The sequence below is a fragment of the Humidesulfovibrio mexicanus genome, from assembly GCF_900188225.1.
In the GTDB taxonomy this organism is placed as follows: domain Bacteria; phylum Desulfobacterota; class Desulfovibrionia; order Desulfovibrionales; family Desulfovibrionaceae; genus Humidesulfovibrio; species Humidesulfovibrio mexicanus.
In genome coordinates this window covers 245,442-255,131 of sequence record NZ_FZOC01000004.1, presented here as the reverse complement: position 1 = coordinate 255,131, position 9,690 = coordinate 245,442, and the positions used below count along the sequence as shown (strand labels likewise).

The following is a 9,690-nucleotide window of genomic DNA, read 5'->3' as shown; positions in this document are numbered from 1 at the left end:
CATGGCCGAGCTTTTCTTGCTTCCACAAACGGGCCAGCCGAATCCGGACACAGTTGAGCTGCTGGAACAGCTTCTCGAAGAAGCGAAGGCTGGCCGGATCACCGGCATTGCCTACGCCACATGCGGCGCCCAGGACTACACGGGAATCGGCTGGGCCGGGACATTCCCCGACAACATCTACGCGGCGGCTGGGGCCGTGTCCTATCTGCACTCTCGCGTTATGCACGAAATCTTCACCTACCCGGGGGGCTAACATGGGTTTCTTCGACGATGACGACACCACGAGAGTTGATGGCGTTTTCCAGTGTGAGAGCGGCAAGGCCGTCTGCGTCAAGGTCGATGGCGAGGACGTGTGGATTCCCAAGAGCGTGTGTGACGACGCCTGGAAAGGGCTTGACCGCGGCGACGGCGTCACCCTGGAGGTAGACACCTGGTTCGCCGAGAAGGAAGGTCTGTAATGCAGATCATCATGCTTGAGCGCGGCGCTGGCAAAACAGCCAAGGTCATCGAGGAGTGCCGGAAGCACGGCGGGTATATCGTCTGCCCTGGGCGGCGGGAGGCCAAGGACATCGCGGACAAGGCCGCAGCGTGGGGCATCCGCATCCCCTATCCTCTCACTTTTGAGGAGTTTTTGAGAGGACAATTCCGTGGCCGTGGGGTGAAGGCTTTCCACATCGACAACGCCGACCTGCTGATCCAGTACATGGCCAGGGGTGTTCCCGTTGTGACTGCGTCGATGGGGACTTGTGCTGGCTAACTAGCGGTAGAGGAACATTTTTTTGTACGAATTGTTGCATTAATTGTGTAGATGGTATATGGTTTAGGTGTTGAGGGAATGGAGAAGGGAAGCACCTTAAACCGCAAGGGTGGAGAGAAGAAATGAGCCGCATGATGCAAGCCGTAGAGCACGTCAAAATCATTCGCCCGTTCGTTCCGCAATCGCAGTTGTCGGCCCTGGTCGACGGCTGCCGGAGCCCGGAGAAGGACTTCTTCTTCGCCAAGCTCCAGGAATACGCGGAGCGCATCCAGGCCATGCCCAAGACCTACGAGCAGGACGGCAAGGGCGACGATGCCCTGGTGTCCCTGCACTACTTCCGGGGCGGCTCCGACTTCTACATCACCGAGAAGGACACGGAGCTGGACCAGAACCAGGCGTTCGGCCTGTCCAGCCTGAACGGTGGCGAGCCGGAGCTGGGCTACATCAGCATCGCGGAGTTGGCCGCCTGCAACGTGGAGCTGGACCTGCACTTTGAGCCGCGCAGGGTGCGCGAAGTGAAGGGGGCATAAGATGGAATTCAACTGGCACCTGAACCCGAACGACCTCTTGGCCGTAGAGCAGATCGTAAACCGTATGTGGGACTTGGCCATCAAGCATGACATCCCCACGGGCGAGAAGATCAACCTGCACATGGACCTGACGGCCTGCCACAACCACGCCTGCCCGCTGGACCTCCAGAAGCTGCTGAAGGCCCCCGACTTTGACTTCATGCACGATGTCTTGGGCATTGGACGACACCTCAACCGCGAGACGGGCCAGCTCGAAGACTGCTTCCTGCCCCGTTGCGCGAGGCCGGAGCACGCATGAGCACTCGCACAGATTGCCCCCCGCACAAGTTCAAGCGGGGCGACAGGGTGGAGGTCAACGGCAACCGCGAGGCTGTCGTCCTCGGGGAATACTCTTGCCGAATGTACGAGGTGCGTCTCTGGGATGGCCTTCGCCATGTTGGCGACGTGTGTGTGGACGTTTCGGACATCAAACCGCGCGCCAGCGCGGAGTAGGGGGGCAAAACATGAGCGCGAAACACACACCGACGCCTTAGTGGAACGAATCTGGCGTCATCCACGCCAAGGGGCCGAATTGGACAGAGGAAAGCCACTCCTGCGTCCACGTGGCTCGGGTCGATGAGGAGGATGATGACAGCCAAGACGCAGAGTTCATCGTCCGCGCCGCCAACGCGCACAACTCGCTGGTCGAGGCGCTGGAGGCCGTTACAAGCGAGCTTGAAAGTCGCCTGGATGGCATGTCGGCTGACCCGAGCGAAGAGGCCGCACTTGAACTCGCGCACGCCGCCCTGGCGCTGGCGAAGGGGGAATAGCCATGCACAAGCATCTTGGAAAGATCGAGAGCGTCAGATTCGGCCTCGGTGGCTATCAAGACCAATGCATCGGCTTGACGGTCCACTTGGCAAGCGGGGGGAGCGGCGTCGCCGACTTCTTCGGCCCATACTGCCCCGGGCTCATCGAGGTCAACGAACGCACAAAGTGGACGGAGGAAGACCGCGACAAGGAGCTTGCGAGCACAATGAGGCGGATCGCCGACCTGCTGGTAAGGGCCAAGAAGTCGGAAGTGTCGGCCCTTGCTGGTGTGCCTGTCGAAATCGAATTCGAGGGCAACCTGCTCAAGTCCTGGCGCATCTTGGATGAGGTGCTGTGATGGACCAGGCGACCAACTCCAGGCCCCGGCAGAACATCCTCCAATCCATCATCGACGCCGACCAGGACTTCGAGTGGTATCCGACCACGGAGGCCATGCTTTCCGTCGTCGCCGCAGACATCAAGGCCAAGGCCTGGAGCGTCCCGCACCGCTACCGCGACAAGCTGACGGGAATCCTCGACATCGGGGCTGGCGACGGGCGCGCGCTCCGCTATTTCAAAGAGCACTGCGAGGCCCACAAGCTCATGGCCATCGAGAAATCGAGCATCCTCGCCCAGCAGTGGCCGGAGTATGTCTTCCCGGTCGGCTGTGACTTCATGGCCCAGAGCCTGATCGACAAGCCGGTGGAGACGATCTTCTGCAACCCGCCTTACAGCGAGTACGCCGAGTGGGCCTGCAAGATTATCCGCGAGGGCTTCTTCTTCGCCGCCTACCTCATCATCCCGCGCCGGTGGAAAGAGAATCGCGAGATTCAGGACGCCATCGAGAAGCGCGAACTCAAGACAGAGGTGCTTTGGTCTGGCGACTTCCTCAACGCGGAGCGCGCGGCGCGCGCCACGGTGGATATCGTGCGCATCGCCTACAGCGGAGACCGCTACGGTGGCAGCGAGTGCGACCCGTTCGGGGCCTGGTTCGACGGCCAGTTTGAGTTCCACGCCGCCCCGGAGTTCCAAGAGGTCGAAGGCGAGTCTCTGCGCGACAAGGCGCTGGTGTCTGGCCGAAACCTCGTGGAAGCCCTTGAGGCGCTGTACCATGACGAACTGGCCCGACTTTACGCCTCCTACAAGGCCATCACCGCGCTCGACGTGCAGACTTTGAAGGATATCGGCGTTGAGAAAGAGGCCATCCGCGGCGCGCTGCGCGAAAAGATCAAGAACCTCAAGAACAAATACTGGCAAGAGGTCTTCAACAACCTGGACAAGGTGACGACGCGCCTCACCAGCAAGTCCCGCAAGGCGCTGCTCGAAAGGCTGATGCACGCGGCGAATGTCGATTTCGACGCCAGCAACGTCTACACCGTGCTCATTTGGGTGGTCAAAAACGCCAACCAATACTTCGACCAGCAGCTTGTCGAGGTGTTCAAGCACCTGTCCTGCCAAAACTCGACGATCCCGTACAAGAGCAATCAGCACTTCCTGGACGGTTCGTGGCGATCCAGGAACGGCTGGGATTTGCGTGAGGGGAAGCTGGGCCAGTACGCGCTCGACTACCGCTTCATTCTTGAGGGCCATTACTTCTCAAAAGAATACTCCTGGAGCAGGGACGACTACCGCGCGGAGACGCTGCAAGACATCTGCACCATCGCCCGCAACCTCGGCTTTGAAGGCGTTTCCGACCGGAACCTGCGGGGCAGAGAGTGGACCCCCGGAGTGTGGCGCGAAGCCTACTTCGATGGAGGCGTGCTGCTGGCAGCCAAGGTCTACTTGAACGGCAACATGCACCTCAAGTTTCACCGGGAGTTCATGGGGCGGCTGAACGTCGAAGCCGGGCGGTTGCTCGGCTGGGTCACGTCGCAGCGGCAAGCCGAGGAAGAGATGGGCGACCACGCGGCCAAGGGTGCGTGGCGGTCATCGTTTGCGCTCGACATGGCAAGCGTTCCGGCACTGGCGGCGGCCTAGCTATGCCGGCCTTCATGCTCCCGCAGGAGCCCGACACTTTTTACGACTGGCACAGCGGCCAGCCCGTTCCAGATTACCAGGGTCTTGTGCTCTGTGGCCAGGGCCAGGACCGCGCGCTGTTCAAGACGTGGCTGTCATATGGGGAGCGCCAATGGCGCGTGGCCCACACCGAGGGACCGAAACTGCGCGCGCTCGTCGCCAGCTTCAACACACAGGAGAACCAATGAGTATCGTCGAGATCAAGCACTTCCACCTGTTCTGCGGCCTGGGCGGCGGCGCGCGCGGCTTCAACCAGGGCGAGGCCCGGGTGGGCAACCTGCAAGCCCGCTTCCGCTGTATCGGCGGCGTGGACGTGGACCGGGCAGCAATCGCCGACTTTGGCCGCATGGCCGGAGTCCCGGGCACGTGCCTGGATATGTTCGACCGCGAGCAGTATCGGGCCTTCCACGGCCATGAGCCCCCGGCGGACTGGCGCGAGGCCGGGCCGGATGCGATCCGGCGCGCGGCGGGCGGAGAGCGCCCGCACATCGTGTTCCTCTCCGCGCCCTGCAAGGGCTTCTCGGGCCTGCTGTCCGAGACGCGGAGCAAGACCGGCAAGTACCAGGCGCTCAACCGCCTCACGTTGCGCGGCGTGTGGCTCATGCTTGAGGCCTGGGCCGACCACGACGACGGCCCGCCGGAGCTGATCGTGTTCGAGAACGTGCCCAGGATCGCCACGCGCGGGCGCCATCTGTTGGACCAGATCACGGGTCTTCTGCGCTCCTACGGCTACGCCGTGGCCGAAACCACCCACGACTGCGGTGAGCTGGGCGGGCTGGCCCAGAGCCGCAAGCGCTTCCTCCTGGTGGCCCGGCACACGGCCAAGGTTCCGCCTTACCTCTACGAGCCCCGCAAGCGCACTCTCCGCGCCGTGGGCGACGTGTTGGGCAACATGCCCATGCCCGGACATCTGGCCGCAGGCCCCATGCACCGTATGCCCGCTTTGCAATGGCGCACGTGGCTGCGTCTGGCCTTCGTGGAGGCCGGGGGCGACTGGCGCACTCTCAACCGCCTGCGGGTCGAGGACGGCCAGCTTGCTGACTACGGCATTGTGCCCGCCTGCACCTGGCAGGACGGCGCGCTGGGCGTGTTGCCCTGGACCGATCCGGCAGGAGTCGTCACCGGCAACGCTGGCCCCACGTGTGGCCGGTTCAGCGTGGCCGACCCCAGGGCCGAGCGCATGATGCGCGGTGACTGCCTGGGCGTCATGGCCTTCGACGAACCCGCAGGAACTGTCACCTCGCGCGGTTTCCCGCACAACGGACGGTTTGCTGTGGCTGATCCTCGCTTCCACGGCCAGGACTACGGCCAGTACGGCGTGCGCGCTTGGGACAAGAGCATGGGGGCCGTGAGCGGCCAGAGCGCGCCCGGAGGCGGTCCCTACGCGGTTGCTGATCCGCGCTTTGACGGCGTGCGGCACAACAACATCTTCCGCGTGGTGCGCTTCGCCGAGACCTCCCCGGCAGTGACAGGCGGAGGCGGGCCGAGTGCCGGAGGCTTGGCCGTGGCCGATCCCAGGATGCCCAGCAACAGCTTCGGCAAGTACGGCGTGACGGACTTCGACGACCCGGCGGGCACGGTCATCTCCGGCAGCACGACGGGCCAGGGGGCCTATGCCGTCGCCGACCCGCGCATGTGGGGCGGCAAAGACCGCGAGAATTACAACGGCGGGGGCCACTTCGGCGTCCTGCCGTGGGATGCCACCGCCGGGGCCGTCTCGGCATCGGCCGGCGCTGACAATGGCCGTTGGTCCGTCGCCGATCCTCGGATGCCCGAGCCGCGGCAGAACCTCGTGGCCGTGATCCAGGCATTGGACGGCACGTGGCACCGGCCCTTCACCACGCTGGAGCTGGCCGCATTGCAGGGGCTGGTGGACGTGGATGAGCAGCTGGAGCTGGACGGACTGTCGGACATGCATTGGCGCGAGCGCATCGGAAACGCCGTGCCGCCTCCGGCTGCCCGGGCCATCGCCGGAGTCATGGGCCAGGTGCTGCTGCTCACCTGGAGCGGCGAGACCTTCAGCATGGGCAACACGCCGATCTGGGTTCAGCCGCTGGTGGCCGGGCTCATGGCGGCGGAAGCCCCGGTGATGGGGCAGAACGGATAACCCGCAAAGGAGTGAACAATGAGCCTTGAGTACATCCGAAACACCTACGGAGTCCCGGCCTACAAAGACGTCCGCGTGCGCTACACAGGCAGCGACGGCCCGCAGGAAGGCATCATCGTCGGCGCCCTGAACGGCTACGTAGAAATCAAGCTGGACGGGCAGCTCCAGGCCCGGCCCTACCACCCCACATATGGGCTTGAGTACCTGCTGCCCAAGGCCTGACCAAGGAGGAACCATGCGCTACGCACAGATCAAAGGCGGCCAGAAGCTGCATCTCGTTTTTGAGGCTGGCGAGGGCTGGGATGACCAGCACTTGGTCAAGGCAGGGCATGTGAGTGCGCCAATTTGCGGACGCCAAGCCCCACCGGAGGGCTACCGCATGACGTGCAACCTGTCCCTGGGGGAGGCGTGCAAAAACTGCCTGCGCGTGGCGCGGGCGAAGGGGTTGAGATGAACATCATCACCGACGCGATGGACTTCGCCACGCAGGCGCATCGGGGTCAGAAGCGCAAATACACCGGGGAGCCCTACATCGTGCATCCCTTCGCCGTGGCGGGGCTCGTGCGCTCCGTCGTTGAAGCCGAGGAGGCAATCGCAGCAGCGTTCCTGCACGACACCGTGGAGGACTGCGGTGTGCCCTTCATCGTCTTGGCCGACAGATTTGGGCGATTCGTGGCGGACCTCGTGGAAATGCTAACCGACCCGTCCAGGCCTGAAGATGGAAACAGGGCAATGCGCAAGCGCATCGACCTGGGGCACACCACCCAGGCCTGTCCCGTAGCCAAGACGATCAAGCTGGCGGACCTGATCGACAACACCAAGAGCATCGTGGCCTTCGACCCAAAATTCGCCGCGGTCTACCTGGAGGAGAAACGCAGGCTGCTTGAGGTGCTGAGGGAAGGCGACGCGGGCCTGTGGGCCATCGCAAAGGAGCTGGCAGCATGAGCCAAACACTGTTCGTTTCGGTTGAGGACATCGAGAAGCTGCTGGAGGATATTCCTGACACGTCCCCGCTGCCTCCGTACATCGCTGTCCCGACGCAGGCCGGGCTTGCCTTCGACGCTGAAATGGCCCGTCTGCGCGCCCAGGTTTCGCAGCTCCAGGCATATGGCAATGAACAGGTGGAGCTCCGGCGCCAAGCCACGGAACGCCTCCGGGCGCTGGAATCGTCTTACGCCCGGCGCGGCGCACATCTGGTCCGGCAGGCGCAACACCTCCATGAAACGCGCCAGAAGCTGCGCAAGGTCGAGGGTGAGCGCGACGGGCACCGGGACCGCGCCGAGGCGAGAGGGAGAGCGTTGCGCGGCATCTTGGACAGCGGGAATCTGTTTGAGCACCACGAACTTGCGAGAGTGGCCCTGGCCGCAACGGAGGACAAATGAAGCCGCTCCCCCTGACCGCCGAAATGGCCCTGGCTGCGATCCTGGGGGAGAAGACGGAGACGCGCAGGCCCATACCGAAACGCCTGCATCTGCATGAGTGCGGGCGTGTCGCCTACCCGATGGACAACTCCCCGGAGGCCCGCGCCAAAGAGCAGGAACCGGGTTGGCAGTACACGTTCAACGGGTGCCTCTACCAGTGCGCGGCAAGCGACATCCCGCAGGCGATCCGCGACATCGCCGCCCCCTTCGGCCTGCCCGGCACGGAACTCTGGTTGCGGGAGCCAGGGCGCGTGGGCGAATGTCTGGACGAATGGGATGGCTGCAAAGTTACCATCCAATACGCCTCCGATAAGGCATCGCGGACGTTGATTTTCCCGAATCGCCTAATGATCGGTGAACTCAAGACAATGCTTCCCTTGTGGGCAATGCGCTGCGTTGGCATCCCCAACGGCATCTTCCGCGAGGCGGCGCGCTACAAGACGGTCGTGCTGGCTGTGCGCGTGGAACGGCTTTGGGAGATCACCGAGGCCGGAGCCATTGCCGAGGGCGTAGAGGAGGCCGTGAAGTCCTGGCTCCTCAAATACCAGCCAAAGTGGGAGCCGCAATGCTGGCTTTCGCATGACCACGGAGAGTCCTACTGCCGCCGCTGTGCGGAGAAAGAGGCGTGGAAGCTCCGGCGTGAAGGCAAAGATGTTGAAGTTGACGGCGGGTGGAGCTTGGCGTCCATCGAGTCGGATGTCTTTGAGGAATGCACCAGTTGCGGAAAGCTCCTCGAAACATCAGTTCATGACCCGTCCGACTACCTGCCATTCGATGGCGTGCACGACGGGTACCTCACGGCTGAAGAGATAGCGATGGTCTACAACTTCGGGGAGCATAGCCTCTCTCTCAAGGAAGGATACGCCCGCGAGGCATACCGCGTCCTTTGGGATATGATCTACGGCAAGCGCCCCGGCCTCGCCTGGGCGGACAACCCGTGGGTGAGCGTCACCGCATGGGGCAGCATGGTGGCGATATGAGCGACAAGGAAGCATCCATGCTGGCCTGCTTCACGCCTAAGGAAAAGGCACCGGAAGTCCACCGCTCCGCCATCATGGCCGAGAACGACACCCGGCGCTACCTGCTCACCCGGCAGTGGGGCTACGGCTGGACTGTGCTCTTCGTGGGTCTGAATCCGTCCACGGCCAACGCCACGCACGACGACCCGACTCTGCGCCGCCTCATCGGCCTCGCCCGGTCCTGGGAGGGCTACGGGCGGTTGCTGGTGTGCAACCTGTTCTCCCTGGTGTCACCAGACCCAAAGGCCCTGCTCGTGCACCCCGACCCTGTTGGCCCGCTCAACGACTTCACCATCCATACCGCCGTGCGCGAGAGCGAACTCGTGGTTGCGGGCTGGGGGGCCTTCCGGGCTGCGCGGGAGCGCGCCGTCCAGGTGCTCGAATCGGGCCTCCTGGGGTCGAACGTGCGCTGCCTGGGGCAGAACGCGGACGGCTCCCCGAAGCACCCGCTGTACCTGCCGCGTGGGGTGAAGCCCGTCCCTCTGGAGGGCGTATGACTCACGCCGACCTCGTCGCCCGCGGCCTCAAGTGGCTGGGGAACCGCTGCACAATCGCCTTCTCCGAACTGGCCACGGCCGCCATGGAGATTCCGGACGGCTGGGGCTACGGCGGTGACGGCTCCATCCTCGTGGAGTGCAAGGCCACGCGCTCGGACTTCCTGGCCGACGCCAAGAAATACTACCGTCGTCGGCCCGAGGCGGGCATGGGCAACCTGCGGTACTACCTGTGCCCGCCGGGCCTGATCCGCCCCGAGGAGCTGCCCGAAGCCTGGGGCCTGCTCTACTGCCTCCCGAAGCAGATCAAGGTCGTGGTGAAGGCCAGGCCCCAGGAGGCCAACCTGGACGCGGAGCGCCGCCTTCTGGCGTCCGTGGTGCGCCGCTGCGCCCTGCGCTGGCCCATTCACCAGGTCCAGGACATGGAGACCATGCCGGGCCGGTCCAGGGCTGCGGACTGTGCTAGCGAAACGGCATCGCAAGCTCACGTAGACTAACATTTTTTGCCTATTTTGTTGCGTTTATTGTGTAGATGTTGTAGGGTTGAGTTGTGGGAA

At 63.7% G+C, this 9,690-nt stretch carries 18 protein-coding genes; all 18 read left to right on the top strand.

Annotation, left to right across the window (positions count from 1 at the left end):
* Window position 1 precedes the first annotated feature (1 nt).
* On the top strand, window positions 2-253 hold the full coding sequence (locus CHB73_RS10265) for a hypothetical protein (RefSeq protein ID WP_089274477.1): 252 nt from the start codon (window positions 2-4) through the stop codon (window positions 251-253).
* A gap of 1 nt (window position 254) precedes the next feature.
* The gene (locus tag CHB73_RS10260) at window positions 255-458 is read left to right on the top strand and encodes a hypothetical protein (RefSeq protein ID WP_089274476.1); all 204 of its coding nucleotides are present in this window, start codon (window positions 255-257) and stop codon (window positions 456-458) included.
* The gene (locus CHB73_RS10255) at window positions 458-757 is read left to right on the top strand and encodes a hypothetical protein (protein ID WP_089274475.1); all 300 of its coding nucleotides are present in this window, start codon (window positions 458-460) and stop codon (window positions 755-757) included. The genes CHB73_RS10260 and CHB73_RS10255 overlap by 1 nt, the downstream gene beginning before the upstream one ends.
* A gap of 122 nt (window positions 758-879) precedes the next feature.
* Complete coding sequence (locus CHB73_RS10250) at window positions 880-1,287, top strand: DUF2958 domain-containing protein (protein ID WP_089274474.1); 408 nt, start codon at window positions 880-882, stop codon at window positions 1,285-1,287.
* 1 nt (window position 1,288) lies between these two features.
* Window positions 1,289-1,585 (top strand): DUF6874 family protein, encoded by a 297-nt coding sequence (locus CHB73_RS10245; protein ID WP_089274473.1) that lies wholly within the window; start codon window positions 1,289-1,291, stop codon window positions 1,583-1,585.
* Entirely contained in the window at window positions 1,582-1,779 is a 198-nt protein-coding gene (locus tag CHB73_RS10240) for a hypothetical protein (protein WP_089274472.1), read from the top strand. Before CHB73_RS10245 ends, CHB73_RS10240 begins: the two co-directional genes overlap by 4 nt.
* Window positions 1,780-1,889: 110 nt before the next feature.
* Window positions 1,890-2,096: a hypothetical protein gene (locus tag CHB73_RS10235; RefSeq protein ID WP_089274471.1), complete on the top strand. Its 207-nt coding sequence runs from the start codon at window positions 1,890-1,892 to the stop codon at window positions 2,094-2,096.
* Window positions 2,097-2,098: 2 nt separating this feature from the next.
* Window positions 2,099-2,434, top strand: coding sequence for a hypothetical protein (locus CHB73_RS10230; protein ID WP_089274470.1), 336 nt, complete (start codon window positions 2,099-2,101; stop codon window positions 2,432-2,434).
* The gene (locus CHB73_RS10225) at window positions 2,434-4,053 is read left to right on the top strand and encodes a class I SAM-dependent methyltransferase (protein WP_089274469.1); all 1,620 of its coding nucleotides are present in this window, start codon (window positions 2,434-2,436) and stop codon (window positions 4,051-4,053) included. The genes CHB73_RS10230 and CHB73_RS10225 overlap by 1 nt, the downstream gene beginning before the upstream one ends.
* A 14-nt stretch (window positions 4,054-4,067) precedes the next feature.
* The gene (locus CHB73_RS10220) at window positions 4,068-4,280 is read left to right on the top strand and encodes a hypothetical protein (RefSeq protein ID WP_179216991.1); all 213 of its coding nucleotides are present in this window, start codon (window positions 4,068-4,070) and stop codon (window positions 4,278-4,280) included.
* Entirely contained in the window at window positions 4,277-6,199 is a 1,923-nt protein-coding gene (locus CHB73_RS10215; RefSeq protein WP_089274467.1) for a DNA cytosine methyltransferase, read from the top strand. Before CHB73_RS10220 ends, CHB73_RS10215 begins: the two co-directional genes overlap by 4 nt.
* 18 nt (window positions 6,200-6,217) lie before the next feature.
* Window positions 6,218-6,421, top strand: a complete 204-nt coding sequence (locus CHB73_RS10210; protein ID WP_089274466.1) for a hypothetical protein — start codon at window positions 6,218-6,220, stop codon at window positions 6,419-6,421.
* 13 nt (window positions 6,422-6,434) lie between these two features.
* Complete coding sequence (locus CHB73_RS10205; protein WP_089274465.1) at window positions 6,435-6,653, top strand: hypothetical protein; 219 nt, start codon at window positions 6,435-6,437, stop codon at window positions 6,651-6,653.
* Window positions 6,650-7,144, top strand: a complete 495-nt coding sequence (locus CHB73_RS10200; RefSeq protein ID WP_089274464.1) for an HD domain-containing protein — start codon at window positions 6,650-6,652, stop codon at window positions 7,142-7,144. Before CHB73_RS10205 ends, CHB73_RS10200 begins: the two co-directional genes overlap by 4 nt.
* A complete protein-coding gene (locus CHB73_RS10195; protein WP_089274463.1) occupies window positions 7,141-7,581 on the top strand; it encodes a hypothetical protein in 441 nt (146 codons plus the stop codon). Before CHB73_RS10200 ends, CHB73_RS10195 begins: the two co-directional genes overlap by 4 nt.
* Window positions 7,578-8,600 (top strand): hypothetical protein, encoded by a 1,023-nt coding sequence (locus CHB73_RS10190; RefSeq protein ID WP_089274462.1) that lies wholly within the window; start codon window positions 7,578-7,580, stop codon window positions 8,598-8,600. Before CHB73_RS10195 ends, CHB73_RS10190 begins: the two co-directional genes overlap by 4 nt.
* Complete coding sequence (locus tag CHB73_RS10185; RefSeq protein ID WP_179216990.1) at window positions 8,597-9,136, top strand: DUF1643 domain-containing protein; 540 nt, start codon at window positions 8,597-8,599, stop codon at window positions 9,134-9,136. The genes CHB73_RS10190 and CHB73_RS10185 overlap by 4 nt, the downstream gene beginning before the upstream one ends.
* Complete coding sequence (locus tag CHB73_RS10180; RefSeq protein ID WP_089274460.1) at window positions 9,133-9,630, top strand: hypothetical protein; 498 nt, start codon at window positions 9,133-9,135, stop codon at window positions 9,628-9,630. The genes CHB73_RS10185 and CHB73_RS10180 overlap by 4 nt, the downstream gene beginning before the upstream one ends.
* Window positions 9,631-9,690: the final 60 nt, after the last annotated feature.

What these genes read in the sequence shown, in the direction of transcription:
- CHB73_RS10220 (WP_179216991.1), top strand. Translation starts at nt 4,068, where the DNA reads ATGCTCCCGCAGGAGCCCGACACTTTTTACGACTGGCACAGCGGCCAG.
- CHB73_RS10245 (WP_089274473.1), top strand. Translation starts at nt 1,289, where the DNA reads ATGGAATTCAACTGGCACCTGAACCCGAACGACCTCTTGGCCGTAGAG.
- CHB73_RS10190 (WP_089274462.1), top strand. Translation starts at nt 7,578, where the DNA reads ATGAAGCCGCTCCCCCTGACCGCCGAAATGGCCCTGGCTGCGATCCTG.
- CHB73_RS10215 (WP_089274467.1), top strand. Translation starts at nt 4,277, where the DNA reads ATGAGTATCGTCGAGATCAAGCACTTCCACCTGTTCTGCGGCCTGGGC.
- CHB73_RS10180 (WP_089274460.1), top strand. Translation starts at nt 9,133, where the DNA reads ATGACTCACGCCGACCTCGTCGCCCGCGGCCTCAAGTGGCTGGGGAAC.
- CHB73_RS10260 (WP_089274476.1), top strand. Translation starts at nt 255, where the DNA reads ATGGGTTTCTTCGACGATGACGACACCACGAGAGTTGATGGCGTTTTC.
- CHB73_RS10250 (WP_089274474.1), top strand. Translation starts at nt 880, where the DNA reads ATGAGCCGCATGATGCAAGCCGTAGAGCACGTCAAAATCATTCGCCCG.
- CHB73_RS10210 (WP_089274466.1), top strand. Translation starts at nt 6,218, where the DNA reads ATGAGCCTTGAGTACATCCGAAACACCTACGGAGTCCCGGCCTACAAA.
- CHB73_RS10230 (WP_089274470.1), top strand. Translation starts at nt 2,099, where the DNA reads ATGCACAAGCATCTTGGAAAGATCGAGAGCGTCAGATTCGGCCTCGGT.
- CHB73_RS10195 (WP_089274463.1), top strand. Translation starts at nt 7,141, where the DNA reads ATGAGCCAAACACTGTTCGTTTCGGTTGAGGACATCGAGAAGCTGCTG.
- CHB73_RS10200 (WP_089274464.1), top strand. Translation starts at nt 6,650, where the DNA reads ATGAACATCATCACCGACGCGATGGACTTCGCCACGCAGGCGCATCGG.
- CHB73_RS10225 (WP_089274469.1), top strand. Translation starts at nt 2,434, where the DNA reads ATGGACCAGGCGACCAACTCCAGGCCCCGGCAGAACATCCTCCAATCC.
- CHB73_RS10185 (WP_179216990.1), top strand. Translation starts at nt 8,597, where the DNA reads ATGAGCGACAAGGAAGCATCCATGCTGGCCTGCTTCACGCCTAAGGAA.
- CHB73_RS10255 (WP_089274475.1), top strand. Translation starts at nt 458, where the DNA reads ATGCAGATCATCATGCTTGAGCGCGGCGCTGGCAAAACAGCCAAGGTC.
- CHB73_RS10205 (WP_089274465.1), top strand. Translation starts at nt 6,435, where the DNA reads ATGCGCTACGCACAGATCAAAGGCGGCCAGAAGCTGCATCTCGTTTTT.
- CHB73_RS10265 (WP_089274477.1), top strand. Translation starts at nt 2, where the DNA reads ATGGCCGAGCTTTTCTTGCTTCCACAAACGGGCCAGCCGAATCCGGAC.
- CHB73_RS10240 (WP_089274472.1), top strand. Translation starts at nt 1,582, where the DNA reads ATGAGCACTCGCACAGATTGCCCCCCGCACAAGTTCAAGCGGGGCGAC.